Origin of the sequence: Chryseobacterium jejuense (assembly GCF_017877355.1) — a bacterium.
Lineage (GTDB): Bacteria > Bacteroidota > Bacteroidia > Flavobacteriales > Weeksellaceae > Chryseobacterium > Chryseobacterium jejuense_A.
The window spans coordinates 121,041-138,469 of sequence record NZ_JAGIPR010000003.1 but is presented as its reverse complement, the minus strand read 5'-3'; the positions used below and the strand labels follow the sequence as shown (position 1 = coordinate 138,469).

Sequence of the window (17,429 nt, the reverse complement as noted above, 5' to 3'; positions counted from 1 at the left end):
TAGTGTATTATTCAACATAATTCTATTGTGATTCACTAATTTCCGGCCATGCAAACCCTACTCCTCCATGTTGATATCTTTCAGTTTCCAGATAAAAAGAATTTACTCCCTGAAGCCCAACTCCAGCATAATAAACAAATTGATCAACATATTCCTGGTACTCCCCAAACTCACGATACTCAGCATGTAAGGCAAGTAGTTTTGTTAATTCTTCATTATGTATACGAAATGCTTGCTCACAGGCATCTTTTAGTGAAAGATTATATTCTTGCTGCAAAACAAAGACCAAGTTAAAAACCTCTGTTCCTTTTGCCATTTCTTTCGGCAGGGAGTGAATATCATTTTGCCATGCAACAACCAAGGTCATATGAGATATCATTTTCTGAACGACAATATGTTCAAAAATATGTTCTGGAAGAACAAGACCTGATTCAATTTCACCCAAGATCAGATACGGACGCATTAGAACAGAATACTCACGAATTGTTTTAAAAAGTGTAAAAGATGGTGGACGCTGCGCTATTTTATAAGGATACTCCAATTCAATTCCATATCTGAAGGATTGATAGAAATAATAAATAAAACGTTCCACCCAGATATCCGGCATTAAAGCACGAAACTCATCTCTTATTAATGCCATATGTTGATAGAGTGCATTCTCCTCCGGTTTTGGCTGGTCACCTCTAAGAATGTCTACACACCGAATCCGTAATTGTTGGATTTCCTCCAGAGAAGAGTTCTCCACCTGATCATCAAGAGCAACATACTGAAGCATAAACCTATTGCATGGAATAGTCTGTTCATAAGTTAGGTCAGGCCACATACGTGCTGTACACATATGTAGCCTCATTTTCTTATATATCTCACGCTGTTTTTCCGTCAGGAAAGTATAGTCGTTATCAATCCATCCATCCATATCTTTTCCCATCTGTTCGGCATGTGGATTAATAAGATCAGGCCAAGGGTAATGACCGCGTGGCAAATAATCTTTTGAATTATATTCTTCTGGTTTCATACTATTTTATTTCTTGTATTATATTGATTAAAAGTTTATTTCTCTTTACTATTTCTTTATATTTTATTCAGCTTTTCCCGAAGCTCAGCAGCGTTGGGAAATTCCATCATATTATATCGATCCAGTTTGGTGGAAATATTTTTCCATCCGCTAAGTACCATACTCATGTAATGCACCCAATTAACTACTGCTTCCTGCCAGATTCCAAAATCAGGAAGGGAAGCTTGTAATTCTAAAAATTCTTTAAGATCTTTATTATGTAGACGCAAATCTTCAAGACATGCTTCTTTCAAAGACATTTGATGTTCGTTCTGAATCACTTTTACAATGTTATAATAAATACTATCTGTTGCTTCATCCTTTATTACTGATTGTACTTCATTAAAAAAAGTTACCAAATGACATGCTAGTGCCTGCAAACGTTGAATCACCGGATGGGCATGAATTTCCTGGGGAAGAGTAATACCTGTTTCCACTTCTGTAAGCTGAAGAAAAGGGTATAAACATATTGAGTTTTCACGTAGAGCAATGCACTCTGACACACTGGGATAGGTTTTATTTTTCTTATACTTCAACTCAGTTTCTAGTCCTAGAAAATACTTACTTATCATTTGTGTGAAACGGGAAATTGATTCTTCTGGAATAAACTGCAGCAATTCCATTCTTAGCGAAGCCAACATCTTACCTAAAGGGATTCCTGAGTCTTCACCACTTATCTCCCCTTTTAATACAGCTACTGATTGCTCATGTACATATCCAATATCTTCAGGCTCGCTTTCTTCATAAAGATCATCATTATAAAGTGTCCAAAGCATTAATCTACAAATAGGCTTGAATCTTTCAGGGGTTGCCGTAGGAAACCATTGAGCAGCAATATGTGCTGTTTTAGTTTTCTTGTATTTTTTGCGAAGATCAGGATTTTGCTCATAAAGCCAAAGGTATTCACCATCAATCCATTGATTCTCAGTAATTTCCTGCAATTGTTCAGCATAGGGATTTTTTAACGTTGGGAACGGGTATCTAAACTCCTTGTACAGAAGTTCAAGTGTACTAAAATTTTCTGTATTCATGATTATGGTTTTTAGCATTAACTAACTGACTACTAATATATAAATAATCCAAATACAATTTTAATTTATTTCACACAATATTGACATCTAACATTGTTTTTTTCCCATTTCTATATTTAAACAGAATAAAATACGTATTAATCCTTTAAAAAATACAAATACACTAAATGCTAAAATGATTGATGTTTTTAACATTTTAGAATAAAAACAAGCCTATTAAAAAATAACAATAAATTTATTTTATCCAAAAAACTTACACAAAAGCTTGCATCATATTATAAAATAGTATACTTTTGCACCGCTTTAAAAACGACAAAGTAAATCAACAATACAATGGTTTCTTAGCTCAGTTGGTAGAGCAATGGATTGAAAATCCATGTGTCCCTGGTTCGATTCCTGGAGAAACCACTTGAAAGCCTCTGATTTATTTTAGAGGTTTTTTGTTTTTTACACACAACCTTTTTCTCATAATAAGCTCCTTCCAGAAATATTAAAAAACGGATATTAAAGTATAATACCTTTCTAGCTATTTATTCAAAAAAAATAAAAAAAAATTAATCAAAATAATGGGAATTAATTTGATTATTTGAGAGGTAAAACTTAATTTAGTATAGTAAAACCAAAATACAAATACTATTATGAGAATAAAATTATTAGTCGATACTTTTCTGGGTATTGCTGCTTTGCTTGTTTTTCAATCATGTGCAGAAACCACTATGGTAGCAGAAGACACTGTTGCTACACAAGAAAACACCTCAGCTTTAAAGAAAGCAGCCTCCTTCAATGTACCTGTTGCCGGAAATTCTTTTTTAACAGCAAAACCTTCGGGTGCCAGCGAGGTTATCACTTCCTCAAATTTAGGTAACTGGACAAACTCAAGTACTGTTATAAGCACTTATTTCAGGGTGAGTAATACAGGAACATTAAACATTGGATTAAAAGCATCTGTTCCTTCGGGCACAAGTGTTGTAAAAGTAACTGTAGGCAGTACATCTAAAAATGTTACTTTAACGGGATCAGGTTATAAGAATTATACCGTTGGAGATTTTACTGTTTCCTCTGCTGGTTATGTAAAAGTTGATCTTCAGGGCGTCTCAAAAACCGGTGGGTATTTTGCTGATGTAACTGATGTGACTTTCGGTGGAGCAGCCTCTACAGGAACTAATGTTTACAGTAATGATCCTTCTTACTATTATTGGGCGCGTAGAGGACCTTCCTGTCACCTGAACTATGTAATTCCAACTACCAATAATGTTAGTTATTATTACAACGAAGTAACAGTTCCTGCAGGAGAAGATAAGATTGGCTCTTATTTTATGGTCAATGGCTTTAGTGCAGGCTATTTTGGAATGCAGGTTAACTCTGCTACAGAAAGAAGAATTTTGTTCTCGGTATGGAGCCCTTTTGAAACAGATGATCCGAATAATATTCCCCCTGATCATAAAATTGTTCTGAACAGAGCTGGTTCCGGCGTAACAATTGGAGAATTCGGCAATGAAGGTTCCGGTGGACAAAGTTATTATAAATACAATTGGAGTGCAGGACAGACCTATAAATTTTTATTAAAAGGTGAACCTGATGGAACCGGAAAAACAGATTTTACAGCCTGGTTTTTATCACCGGATACTACGACATGGAAACTGATAGCCAGCTGGAAGCGGCCTCAAACCAGCACTTACCTTAAAGATTTCTATAGTTTCGTTGAAAACTTTAATCCCGAAAATGGATATCAGGGCAGAAAAGCAGAATTCAAAAATCAATGGGTAAGAACTTCGGCTGGGAACTGGGCAGCCATTTCGGGAGCAAGTTTCAGTGTAGATAATACTTATAATGCAAAACAAAGAATAGATGCTATGGGAGGATCAAATGGCAATACTTTCTTTTTGCAAAATGGAGGATTCTTCAATACAATTGTTGCTCCCGGCTCACAGTTTTCTGTTACTGCACCTACGCAGGCTCCGAACATCAATTTCACCACTCTCCCTTAACATTATATCCTAAAAAAACGGCCAGTTACTTATCATAAAATAAGAACTGGCTTTTTTATTATGTCTATTTTCAACTTTAATTACATAGTATAACTACTGTAACAACAAAGTACATACAATACTTACATTGACTTCTTAGCTCAGTTAATGAGGTAAACTTCTCTGCCAGGAATACCGTTTTACAGAGACAGCACCGATAAAAGCTATTCAGCTATAAATACAGAGAACTATACTACTTTCAGGGTTAATAGAAAATTCCTTACGGAGTTTCATCCCTAAAAATACATTTGCAAGAAACAATTAAAAATAATTTTCTAAAAAAAACAAAAAAAGTAAAGCATATCAAAACACTGATGAACAGAACATTGAATAAAAAAACAAGCTATAACAGCAGATTTATTCAAAAAAATACAATAAAATACTTGCGTGGTATTACAAAATATTATACTTTTGCATCACTTTAAAACAACGAAGTAATAAACAAAAACATAAATGGTTTCTTAGCTCAGTTGGTAGAGCAATGGATTGAAAATCCATGTGTCCCTGGTTCGATTCCTGGAGAAACCACTTGAAAGCCTCTGATTTTTCAGAGGCTTTTTTTGTGCTTTAAACTTACAAGAAGTGGAATTCAGTAAAATTAAATTGGTTAAATTATTTTGAAAAATGTTACATTAGACAGTACTATTTTTTTATAATAGCTTTCAGGTTTTCTATTTCTTTGTTCTGAGAAATAAGATAGAGTGTTAGCTCTTCAATTTTCTGAAGTAATTTCATTTGAAAATCTCCAAGATTGACACCCTCTTTTACAATAGCCTCTCCGGAAGGAATTTCCGGAAGGTGTTTATTTTCTTTGACAAAGGATTCCAATTCGTGGATCGTTGGCATTTGATAATCCGGTCTGATAGAAGATTCGCCATCAAAATATTTTTGAAACACGTAATCTGCAGGAACATTCATATCTACAATAACATCTTCAGCATGAATTTTTCCTTTTACGGTAAGCTTCTGATCCGGGTTATTGGTTCCTATCCCTACATTTCCCCCATCTTTATTTAAGATCAGATTGTTTCCAAGAGGATTGATATGCAGAGGTGAAACTCCGTGCCCCTGAATCCAGCTGTACTTCTCATTAATTCCTAATCTTAAATTAACCTGTGCTGGGTCTCCAAGCATCAAAGTACCTGCCTGATCAGGAACATTATATCCTGCTACAATATTTAATTGGGCAGCTGGAGTTGTTGTTCCTACACCAATATTCCCATTGGGCATTACACTTAACCTTGTTTGTTTTTTGGTAATCATATTAATAGCACCATAAGTACCATCATCAATATTATTAACAATATTAAAATCCCCATAAGAGCCATACCTGAAATTGGTTCCATTATAAAAAGAGTTCAGCTCAAGATCTGCTGTGGAATGATACTTCAATTGTACAATATTACTCCCTCCCGCGGCTTCGCTTCTGTCAAACAGTCCTCCAACCACATTAGAGTGCCCCTTATCTTTTGGAGCTTTCACATGCAGACTTGTTTCTGGTAAAGTAGTCCCGACTCCCAAATTATCATTATAATGAATATAGTGTACTCTTTGTCCTGTAAGAACATTAGTATAAATATCTGAAAGTTTTACCTCACTAAAATCCTGCGCATCAAATGGGCAATGATAGGTAATCCTGATATCATATATATTACCTGCATAATTTGTGTGGTAAATAGTTACTTTATATTGATTAATACCAGCATCCCAAACTACATCTCCAATATAAATATTATTAACAATAAGTCCACCTGCTTCCACAATTCTTGACGTAGTTGGATACCACATTGCATTATCAGGATTGAATCCCACTTGAAACTGCTTCTTAATATTTCCGGCAGAATTTATATGCATCCATGTTCCTACAATTTCTATTTCAAGCATCCCTGACATTCCCCTGTTTCCAAGCAGGATATCCACAGCCTGATCGGCTACGTCATGAGGAAAATCAAGACTTAGTCTTTTCTCAAAATAATTCTTAGGAAACAGTTGTGGATCTTCCAGATTAGCAAAGCTATCCATTACATCCCCAAATTGTGTTTCTGTAGGTCTTTTTCCTGCTTTAAAATAATTTTTTAATTCTGTAATTGTTTTTTTTGCCATGATTAGTTCGGTTTTAAATCAATCTCTTTTTTAAGAGCAATGATATACAATGTTAATTCTTCAATTTTCTGAAGGAGTTTGATTTGAAAATCTCCTATAGACAATCCATTATCTGTCATTTCCTTTGCGGAAGGAATTTCCGGAAGATGATTTTTTTCAGTAATAAATTTTTCAAGTTCATTAATCCCTCTTAAGTTATAATCGGCAGCAAAAACGTGATCTGCTGTGGGTGTGGCAGACACTACAAAGTTTTTAGCCTCTACTTTCCCTTGAAAAGCTGCATTTCCATTTCTGTTAATTACAAGCTGTTGCCCTCCATTATATGCTCCAGTAGAGATTACAAACGTATCTGGTCCTGCATTTCCAAAGAACCAATTGTTAGTACCATCCGATAATCTTGTCTGAATTCCCTGGATATATCCACCATAATTTTCGCTTCTGTCTAAATAAATAGTTGGTGAATAATCAAAAATTCTTTGGCTTCTGGATTTTGCTTCTCCGTACACATCAATATTTCCATTGAAAGAACTTTGCCTATTTTCAGGATTAAATGAAACGATCTGGTTTTCATACTTTCCTATATAATAATGATTAATCTTATTTTGTACACCCACAGCTGCAAAACCACCTATATTTTGAGTTCCATCTGATGAAACAAAATTATACCCTCTTGCCCACATGGTTTCATACCCTCTGATACCCACTCCGCCTACAACAGGAGAATCGGTATCAAATAATATTCTTCCCTGAATGTCCAACGGAGCGGCAGGACTTTTTGTTTTTATGCCAACATTTTCATTATAATGTACATAGTGTTTCCTCTGTCCTGTAAGCAGATTGGTATAAATATCCGAAAGAACCGCTTTATCTACCACTGCGTTTGTTGTAGAATGGTGTACCAGTCTTACTACATAATCATTTCCACGGGAATTGGTATGATAAATTGTTATTTTATATTGTTTAAGCGCATTATCCCAAACAACATCACCTATATAAATATTGTCTACAATTTCTCCTGCGGCTTCAATGATTCTTGATACAGGCGGTCTCCAGATGTTATTGTCATTAAAAGAACCAATAATAATCTGTTTTTTTATTGTTCCAACACTATTCTGGAAATTGTAAAAACCAGCGACTTCCACCTCAAGCCATCCATGAATAATTACATTTCCTAATAATATATCTATTGCCTGATCTGCCTGTTGTTCAGGAAAAGTAAACTTCAGGTTGTTTTTTTCCTTATAATGGGTTGAAAATACATTTGGATCATCCCAATGGGTAAAACTGTCTATTAAATCGCCAAACTCACTTTCAGTTGGCCTTTTTGCTGCTTTGAAATATTCTTTTAATTCCGGTATGCTTTTTTTTGCCATAATTAGTTTGTTTTTAAAACATCAATCTCTTTTTTCATGGAGATCATGTATAGGGTTAATTCTTCAATTTTCTGAAGGAGTTTAATTTGAAAATCACCTACTGATAATCCATTATCTGTCATTTCCTTTGCTGAAGGAATTTCCGGAAGATGGCTTTTTTCAGAAATAAATTTTTCAAGCTCACCAATTTCTCTTAAGTTATAATCTGCTGCAAAAACATGGTCTGCTGTGGGAGTGGCTGTAATTACTACGTCTTTTGCTTCTAACTTCCCTTGGATAGCAACATTGCCATTTTCCTTCCAGTTCAATACATTAAACTCAATATCCCCCTTCTTAATTCCTAAAGCACCTCCTGTCCAACCATAAAGAAAAGGTCCATCCAGCAAAGAGTTATCACTATTGAATCTTTTATATTTCAAACCATGAGATGAGGCACTTCCAGCTAACTGGATGGGAGATCCAGCAGCAATATTAATTCCTCCTTCAACATCCAATTTAGCTTGAGGACTTGCGGTTCCGATCCCCACGTTTCCGTTATCAGCAATCGCCATTCTGGATCCATAATTATTCCCATCTGCGGAGTAGCTCCAAAACTGTAACCCGTTCCCATATCCTCCGGTCATATTATAGATTGCCCATTGATGAGCGATATCGGGCGTTGTTTTTGTGGAGTTCTGTAAAAAGATAGCTCCTCCTTCATTACTAGCTACCTGCGATACAACTGTTCCTCTTACATCAAGTTTATGCTGCGGATTTTCTGTACCAATTCCTATATTTCCATTGGGGCTAATTCTCATAAGCTCAAACATATTGGCCGGAAGATCTAAAGCGGTCTGCTGATGGCTTGAACTCAAAAATTTAATTCCTTCACTTCCTGTAACTACTGCTGTATTAGAGCGAGGAAAAGCACCACTGGTTGACACCCATTTTAATCCTGCATAAGGATCAGCTCTAACTCCAAAACTCATATAAGTTTCGGCACTGCTTCTTAATGACCCCCAGTTATTTACCGAGCCATCTTCATAACGGATAGCCATTGCATTATTCCCTTGCGTACCGTCTCCATGTCCTGCATAAATAGTTCCTCTGACATCCAGTTTACCTTTGGGAACTTCAGTTCCCATTCCTACATTCCCGTCAATATTAACTTTTAATCCAATTTTAGCATTTTCACTTGATCTCAAGCTTCCTACCCATAAATTCCATTCATTAGTCATTGGCTGGATAGGAACAGAGGCAATACTATTACCTCTGTTATTTAATACGATCCAATTATCATTTTTATTAACAGATCTGATTTTAACAAAAACTTTTAACGTTTGATTCGGATCTCCATAAGTATGAACAGCTCTTAAACGAAATCTACACACTCCTCCATTGATATCAATCGTAAGATTATTATTTTCCGGATCGTCTACATAATTATTCTTGTTCACTGTACCACATTCTTTCCATACATCCGGATTCGCATGAGATACGGCAGCAATATGAGTAGCTGCACTAGCTGTATTATTTCTAGTGTATGCAACAGAAACTTCGAAAAATCCGCCTGCACCTGCACTTGATGGTTCAAATTGTAAAAACTCCACATAATCCCCTACCTGATAATTGGCAGGAAACTCTACTATCGTTGAATATTCTGATGATTCATCTAAATGAACATAACTGTCAATTAAATCTCCAAACTGACTTTCTGTTGGTCTCTTTCCAACCTTAAAATATTCTTTTAAAGCTGCAATTGTTTTTTTTGCCATAAATTGTTATTTTTTTGATGATTATTATTTCCTGTTATTGGCTTAACAGGAAATATTTAGTTTATTTAAGCCAGAACTTCTAAGGGAAACTTACCCAGATTTATTACCTTCAAGTCTTGAGTGATATAGATTTTTATATATTCCATTGGCTCTACCACCACAGTTGAGTTTCCTTTTAATTGAAGGTTGATCAAAGAAGATGCTGACAGGTTGATGATTTTAAATTCCTGTTGAGAATATGATTCTGCTATATTACAGATCATATCAGACGACTGATTTCCTGTAACAGTAATAAACTGTGTTTCATCGTTTACTTCCAGATAAAAGGCTGAATCAATTTCATATTCTTTTTTAATGGATAGATTATTTTCTCTGGCTTGTGCGAAGGATACTTCATCTGATGACATTTTGGCTCTGGATACCGAATTTAGCTGGGCAATAACCCAATCTCTTGATGCAATTTGTCTCCATGCTCCTTTACCATCACCGGATTGAAACCATAGATTATCTGAATTATCTCTGGCTCCGAGTAATCTTGTTGAAACAGCTGTATTACCAAAAGAGATCAATCCTCCAGCTTGTGTAAAAGGCAGGTTAACAGCCCCAGTGCTCACTGTTGCTGCATAAGTTCCTACTGGCACTGCTAACATATCATTTTGATAAGGCAATGCATTAACAGGAGTAGCATAATTTATGGGCAAGTATTTTCCTGCGTGATTTCCCCAGCTGTAAGCTGTATTCCATTGGTCTGAGCTTCCATTATTTAGTGTACTGATCACTCCTGCTCCTGATATCTTTACCAGTTCAATAAGGGAAACCGCAGAACCATTTACTGTACTGCTATTCGCCTTGTTAAATGAAAAACCTTTGTGATTATTGACTGTAAAAGCCCAGGAATTTAAACTACCTCTTGGCTGAATAAAATCTGTTCCGTTAAACTGAAGATTATGTCCCATCCATATCCCATAACCAGGGGTATTAGCTCCTGAAATATTGGTATGAAAAATGGATGATCCTGCTGCTACTTGAGATCCAAAAAGTAAATTGTAATTATCTACATACTGAGTTCCGTTTGTGCTAATAATTATTTGACCGGTTCCTACTGTGTCTCCCGCAGGTCTTAAAAATATTCCACTTGTAGCACTACTGGATGCACCTGATAATATTGTATTGGCACTATCTGCCCTTAGTTTATTAACCCCTAGATGCTGAACCTGTAATGAACCCTGATAGGTATTCAGCCCACCGGCAAAGGTAACATCTCCTCTTACATAAGCATTTCCTATTACATCTAATGCATATCCGGTAGTAGGAACTACTGAAGCACTTCCTCCTATAGCAACTCTCTGATCCGAAGTCCATCTAATTGCATTTTTCCCATTATAAGTAGTTCCTCCAATAAATCCCCAATTCATTGTTACCGAACCGGTATTTGTTACTGCTCCATAATATCCAAAACTGTCAATTTCTCCATTAGAGCCTGTGAGTTTTGTAAAATATCTGGAAAAGTTGCTATTAGCTGTTATATCTGATAAATCCCTAGAAATACATGTTGCACTAGCACTCCCCAAACTTAAAACACCTGTCATTTTCCCTCCTGAAAGTGGCAGATAAGCATTGGGATTAAAAGCATCCATATGGATATAACTATCAATTAAATCACTAAACTGACTTTCTGTTGGTCTCTTTCCAACCTTAAAATATTCTTTTAAAGCTGCAATTGTTTTTTTTGCCATATTTTTTTCTTTTTGATAAACAGTTCCCCCTTTCCTACCGGTAAGGAGGAACTGTTTTATCTTTATTAATTATGTGATGGGTTAATTAGGGTCTTACAATGAAAGTTCCCTGTAAAATCATTCCGTCTGTTCCGTCATGAGAAATTCCACCGATATCTGTCCAAGTTTCTTCTTTGTATATCGTAAGAATCTTTTCTTCTGTACTGAACATATTAGATGTATTCTGAGATACCATCTTGAAGTGATGATAAAGTACTCTTCCTTCTGCATCTTTAATCTTCATAGGATCCAGTCCTAATTTTTCTACAGGAAGGAAAAACTCATTTCCGGTCATGTCAAATGTTTCTGTAAGGAACCATTCTTCTTTATTGGTTGCCGGATTATTCCCATATACATACAGTTTTGCTTTTGAAGTATCTTTCTCATCTGTATCTATTCTGGCAATTTCTTTCCAGTTCCCCATTGGGCTCATTTTATAAAGGTGGTATTTTCCTTTATAACAAACCTGATCCCAGGATAGGATCACCCAATTGATCACATCCGAATCTACCGGCTCTGAATGATATTTCAACACTGGTGCCGGCGGATTATAATTTTCTACCAACATAGTTACCGTTGTTTTTGAAGGTAATGATGGAGCCTGCTCCTGTACCGTTTTAGTAGCAGGTGGTGATACGTCATAATCTGTTGTGGTATACTCTACTTTTCTGGAAGCAACTATACGATAGAACAGCGGGTCACCATAAGGTTTTTCATCCAAATCTTCAAATTCATCATACACCGTCCATGATCCGTTTTCAGGATTCACTTCCACATCAGCAATTTTCACTGTTTTAATGTGCTTCATACTTAATATGGAATCTGCATCCAGCTTATTGGTTGCCCTGTAAATAGAAATTTCATTGATCTTGTGTACATCAGTGTAAGAGTTCACTTCAATCCTTACTTTGGCAGGAATTCCCAATGTAGCATTATCTACTATTGGAAGTAAGCTTAAAATCTTTGGTGGTTCAGCCGGATTGGTATTAACCAGTTTAATAGGTCCCTGGAATTTACTGAACTCTCCCATCTGTAATTGATTTCCTAATTCTCTTACTCCATAGAAGTAGAAGTTATCCGAAGCCCCATCAAGTGTAAAATCGGTAAACAGTGTTGAATGAGCAGTTCCTCCCTGACCTTGGCTGTATATAGCTGCCATTGGAGCCATATCAAAATCCGTATGAGTAGTAGGCAGTAAATACCCTGAAGCATCCCTAATATTCTGTTTTTTATTTTTAGGTCTGTGCCCTGCCAGATCATTGAAATCAAAATTATGAATCTGCTGATAAATAATAGGAACTTCTGTAAGCGGCAGGAAGCAGTTAATAATCGCTTCTTTAATAAAATGTCCGAAACGTAATTCATCAAACTTATTTGGAACTGCCTCAATCACACGATAGTTAATTGGATACTCTCCATTTTTCCACTTTGTTCCATCCAATAGCTTAGCATATCCACTTTGTCCTACTTGTAGTCCAAAATGTTCGTTATGATTTTCAATAAAATAATTAATTGCTTCAAATAATATTTTACTGTTCGGAAGTGGCATGGCAAATTTTACAGGACTGTCTGGTGGAAATGCTTCAAATCCTGTTTTAGTTGTATTAAGAAGCATATCAAAATCCACAAAATCCATCCATCTATCAGTAAAAAACTCTTCATCATTACCACCAAGAGCATTAAGGTTGTTTTTAATTTCCTCAATTTTTAACGGTTCATATAAAGAAGCTAACAATACGGCATTATTCGCTCTGAAAAACTGTACTGAATATGGTTTATGGTCATATTCCGTAATAAAGCTATATGTTGACTTTCCGAATTTATCCGGTCTGGTTGCATATTTAGAACCTTTTGGCTTTCTTGGGGGCTTAGGGTCTACAACTCTATTGGCAAACATCACTGCTGGAACACTGAATTTAGATTTGTATTGCGCTCCCTGCATATCTACATTATCATGATCTACACTCTTAAATCCAAAGATCGAGTATCTTACATCTTCATTTTCAGGAGGTAAAATAGCATCTTCAATTAAGTTATTGGCCACATTCTTATACAGATATACCCTGTAAGAAGGATAGTAATTGACAAGGATATTTTTCCCCATAATAGGATCAGTAGGAAGCGGTACCGGATCCATAACGGGATCTTCCGGACTAGGTTCAAAATTGAAAATCGGCAGATGTGTAGTATCATCTTCCAGGATTCTGAAATTCTCATCATAGATATAAAGCACAAGATCCTGGTTGGTGTTGATATTTTCAGTTTTCACCACTTTAAAAATAGATCTGGATTCTTTAGGAACTCCATTATTATAGTTTTCTACGGTGAACAACCTCACAATACCATTCAACCATTCTACAGAATTGGCATTCGGTAAATACTGGGAATGTTGTGCAAGCTGGAATCCCGGGAATGTAATTCTATACACTCCCCTGTGAACCTTACGGCTATTAGCCGGATTATCAATAACCTCACCTTTTTTATTCTGATATTTGTCTAATAATTCGAAATGCAGTTCCATTTTTGCATTTTTCCAGAATCCTCTACTCTTTTCAAGGAATCTCTGAACAGATCCATCCGATTGCTGTGTATGAATAATCTCTCTGTGGATTCCCCAATCATTGGTTCCAATCTTTACTTTCAACGAGTTAGGATTTTTCGGTCCCCAGGTTGGCATATTCTGCATATTTTCAGTAGCACTGAATAATCCTTCAGTTCCAGGACTGAATGTAGGAAGTACCAGACTGCTCTGATCAATTACTGGTGAGGTACCTGAAATAATAGCTGCACTTGGTGCTTTTTTAAACACTGTAAATTTCAGTCCTGAAGGTTGTACTTCGATGCCGTTAATGATATAACTTTCGCCATCCAATAAGAAAATTCCCCCAATAAAATCATTAATGGTAGTTCCTGCCGGAATTTCCGATTTTAAAATATTTAACGGAATTGAAGGTTGTGCAGGCATACTCGATCCCGGAGCAATAGTTCCTCCTGAACTTGGCAGGGTATAATCTACAGTTTTAATCTCCGCTAAAAGCTGATTATTCGGATGATGATTGATACTGGATACCTTCGCAGAAATCTCTCTCATGGTATAATTTCTATAGAAGATCTCCACTTCATCAGCCATTACTTCTTTATCATCCGGAAAAATGGTATCCGGATTCAGATAGTAATCATCTGGCTGCGTAGAGTCAAATGAAATAGGATATACAATTTCATCCTGATAGATATGATGGTCAAAACCAAGCCTTACCAATGTTTTATCCGAATTTGAGATTGCATTTCTACGATCCTGCTCTCCCTGAGAAGTAAGGGTTACAGGATATTCTTTCTGGATAAGGAAAGCTGTTGTTGCCGTTGGAGGTAATAACCTGTTGTTCGGTTTAATCTTGGTTTCAATTGACAGTTCTTCTCCTCCAATCTGCGCTCTTGAGAACCAGTTGATTCCATATCCTTTATAAAAATACGTTCCACTTTTATCCTGCTTATGCATATACAATGGCGCATAGGTATCCGGAATCTGTATAGGCTGTGTTTCCTGAGAATTAGCACTGTTAGGTGAAGCATCCACATTCCAATATTTGGTATCATGGCATAGTTCCGGTTTGATCCAGATATAGTCATCTGTTTTTCCAGGTTCTACAACGCGGTATTCAAGACCGGCATATACAGGGAATGTGAATGAAGATGCATCAAAATTCTCATATTCCCCCATAAATACTGGGTTTACTTCAAGTTCAGGAACCTGCTGATTATAAATACTGATGTAACGGTATTTTCCATTATAAGAATATCCTTCAGCATCATATAAACCGGCAGACTGCGGATTATTAGAATCCATCCCTTTATTCAGTTTCATCAGCTTTACAGGCAATGAAAGTCTTTCAATTTCTGTAGAAACAGGAAGAGACATTGAAAGCAACTGATAAGTCTTATCATCCGAATTAATATCCAGATTTTTATTGGTATAATATTCTGTGATATAAATATACTGGTTTCCGAAAACTTCGTCCTTGATATCAAGATATCCCAATCCCAGCATTCTTGCTACGTGGTAATCCAAGGCGGCAATATTCAGAATATCCAGGTTGGAGACCTGCATATCTCCATCCTGAGGAAGATTCGTGCTAATATCAACTACCTGTTGTGAACCGGTAGGAGAAAGGTTAATTGAAATGGTTTCATTAGCTTTTGGATTCGGCTGATCATTACTTAGCTCTACATATCTTTTAACTACAGTCTGAATGTCTCTGTCTAAAGGACCGGTAGAAGCATGTTCCCATTTCATACGATAATTTTCTGTATTTACATACGCTCCATCATTGTATCTCAACCAAGCACCATGAACAGGGTTATCATTAGGCAAAGGATCTAACCTCTCAAAGGCAGTGTCTCTCTCATCGGTCAGAGAGAATTCTCCCATTAATTTCCATGCATTTGCCTGATTTCGGCTGATGATGAAGTCTGAATAGAGCTCAAAATTAATTCTGGTAACAAGACAATTGGTAGGTCTGAAACGCAACGTCTTCCCATTCTCAGTATTAAAATAAGTATTAGCAAGCTCACTACTATAAGGTGTTGCTCTATAAGAAAGTTGCTGTTGGGACAAGTTATTCTGATCTGCTACTGAAAGTGCCTCCAACTCCACATATGAATCTTGCTGTTGGTTTTCCACTTGTAACTCAGCAGCAAAGAAAATATCCGATTTACAAAGAACTTCTACAATTTCATTACCATATTGCTGCATGAATTTAAGAGGATCAACCATCGGATTTACCGATTGTCTTACCTGTGCATATTTTGTTTTATTTTTGAAATAGACATAAAAAATTCTACTATCATTATTAAACTTATATACCCACATTTTCTTACTTTCGTCAATAAGCTGGGGAGCTTGTGTAAACTCCAGACTGAAGATTTTCTTCTCATACAGGGTTCTGTATACTTTTACAAAATCATTTGGCTTATTGAAGTTATTCTTGTTGTCTGTCAGTTTCCCTTTAGGAAGGTGGTTCTCTCCCAATTCACCTCCGAATCCCCATCTCAGGTGAATTCCTTTTGTACTGTCTTCTCCTTTGGATCCTGCAGCCTGAAGGTAGAAATTAGGCGTCTGTAGTCCTGAAAACTCATTAAAAGTAATCTCTGTTCCGTCACCTCCATTGTTACCACATGCATTTTCATTAGCATAAGGCTTAGTGATGATATCAAAATTAAGATCTTCTTCCTTGAAATCTACTTTGTTGGAAATATAAGGTGCATCTGTGAACTTATAACCTTCTAATGATAAATTGATATTATTGGCAGGTGAGGTAAAACAAGTATTAATTCCTGTGCTAACAAGTCCTGTAAAATCGGAAGCTTGTGTTCCTCGTACTGTCACCTCATTTCCTACAACCTGATCAATATAAAAACCTTTGATTAATGACTGCTGTGTCCATACAGGTGTATAATTATAATCAGAATAGCAGAAGTTATAACCTGCACCCGTAGTTGCATAGAAAAAATCTTTACCATGGATAAATTTTACGGATTGAGAATCCCAGTCTTTAAATAAAAATGCTTTGTCATCAGGTGTTAACAGAACAGGTGTTTTATTAATTTTACCACCCCAATGCAATTCATAGCCACCTTGTTGGTTCGGGCGGCAGTAAACTCCGTTTAATACAACAGGAATATTATTCACAGAGGGATATTGAGCAGTAAGTACCGGTTCATTTACCTGTCCATAGAAAGATACACCGCGTGTTACTCCATTCAGGGTCTCATTAGCACTGATATGAACAATTTCACTAAAGGTACTGATTCCGGTTACTTCCAGGGTTGCCCCTGGAGTACCGTTATTAATAATATCTGTTCTTGACTCGACTTTTCCTTCCCAGCCGTTTAATAAAAAAGTTCCACTGATCTTTGCATTTACGTTATAAAAAGTAAGATAAACCATTGAATCAGCAAAAATATCAGCAAAAATGCGTCTTTCGTCAGTTTCAATCGACTGAAAAACTTTACACCATACTACATCTCCATTTCCTTTGATTCTCATCACAACAGGAGTTTTATAGGAGGTTACTCCCACCACGGCAAAATCCCCGTTTTTGAATGGCATTACCTTAACAAAAGTAGTATATCCTCCTTGAGGAGATTTAAAAGCTCTGTTCCATTTCAGGTTACCGCTTTCGTCAAGAACTGTAATCAGTCCGACTGAATCAATATTTCCTACCTGCATTACATTTCCCTGGCTTTTCGTAGAAGAATTGATTAATCCTTTGGAACTTATATAATTATGATTTTTTAAAAAACTCATTTTAGATT

8 protein-coding genes and 2 tRNA genes are annotated in these 17,429 nt (G+C 36.2%); 3 read left to right on the top strand and 7 right to left on the bottom strand.

Annotated features, from left to right (window positions below; translation table 11 throughout):
* Window positions 1-22 precede the first annotated feature (22 nt).
* Together J2772_RS07785 and J2772_RS07780 are read right to left on the bottom strand one after the other, a co-directional pair.
* Window positions 23-1,015 carry a terpene synthase family protein gene (locus tag J2772_RS07785; RefSeq protein ID WP_209915366.1) on the bottom strand — a complete coding sequence of 331 codons (993 nt, stop codon included), beginning with the start codon at window positions 1,013-1,015 and terminating at the stop codon, window positions 23-25.
* A gap of 56 nt (window positions 1,016-1,071) precedes the next feature.
* A complete protein-coding gene (locus tag J2772_RS07780) occupies window positions 1,072-2,085 on the bottom strand; it encodes a terpene synthase family protein (RefSeq protein ID WP_209915364.1) in 1,014 nt (337 codons plus the stop codon).
* A gap of 335 nt (window positions 2,086-2,420) precedes the next feature.
* Between J2772_RS07780 and J2772_RS07775 the strand changes: the two genes are divergently transcribed.
* The 3 genes from J2772_RS07775 to J2772_RS07765 all read left to right on the top strand — a co-directional run bounded on the left by J2772_RS07775 (window position 2,421) and on the right by J2772_RS07765 (window position 4,640).
* Window positions 2,421-2,493, top strand: a tRNA-Phe gene (locus tag J2772_RS07775).
* A 230-nt stretch (window positions 2,494-2,723) separates the two neighbouring features.
* On the top strand, window positions 2,724-4,073 hold the full coding sequence (locus J2772_RS07770) for a DUF3472 domain-containing protein (RefSeq protein ID WP_209915361.1): 1,350 nt from the start codon (window positions 2,724-2,726) through the stop codon (window positions 4,071-4,073).
* A 494-nt stretch (window positions 4,074-4,567) separates the two neighbouring features.
* A tRNA-Phe gene (locus tag J2772_RS07765) sits at window positions 4,568-4,640 on the top strand.
* 114 nt (window positions 4,641-4,754) lie between these two features.
* Here J2772_RS07765 and J2772_RS07760 read toward each other — a convergent pair.
* The 5 genes from J2772_RS07760 to J2772_RS07740 form a co-directional block, all read right to left on the bottom strand.
* A complete protein-coding gene (locus tag J2772_RS07760; RefSeq protein WP_209915359.1) occupies window positions 4,755-6,215 on the bottom strand; it encodes a hypothetical protein in 1,461 nt (486 codons plus the stop codon).
* A gap of 2 nt (window positions 6,216-6,217) precedes the next feature.
* A complete protein-coding gene (locus J2772_RS07755) occupies window positions 6,218-7,588 on the bottom strand; it encodes a hypothetical protein (protein WP_209915357.1) in 1,371 nt (456 codons plus the stop codon).
* Between the two features lie 2 nt (window positions 7,589-7,590).
* Window positions 7,591-9,342 (bottom strand): hypothetical protein, encoded by a 1,752-nt coding sequence (locus J2772_RS07750; RefSeq protein ID WP_209915355.1) that lies wholly within the window; start codon window positions 9,340-9,342, stop codon window positions 7,591-7,593.
* 65 nt (window positions 9,343-9,407) lie between these two features.
* The gene (locus tag J2772_RS07745; protein WP_209915353.1) at window positions 9,408-11,078 is read right to left on the bottom strand and encodes a hypothetical protein; all 1,671 of its coding nucleotides are present in this window, start codon (window positions 11,076-11,078) and stop codon (window positions 9,408-9,410) included.
* Between the two features lie 85 nt (window positions 11,079-11,163).
* Window positions 11,164-17,421: a hypothetical protein gene (locus J2772_RS07740; RefSeq protein WP_209915351.1), complete on the bottom strand. Its 6,258-nt coding sequence runs from the start codon at window positions 17,419-17,421 to the stop codon at window positions 11,164-11,166.
* Window positions 17,422-17,429: the final 8 nt, after the last annotated feature.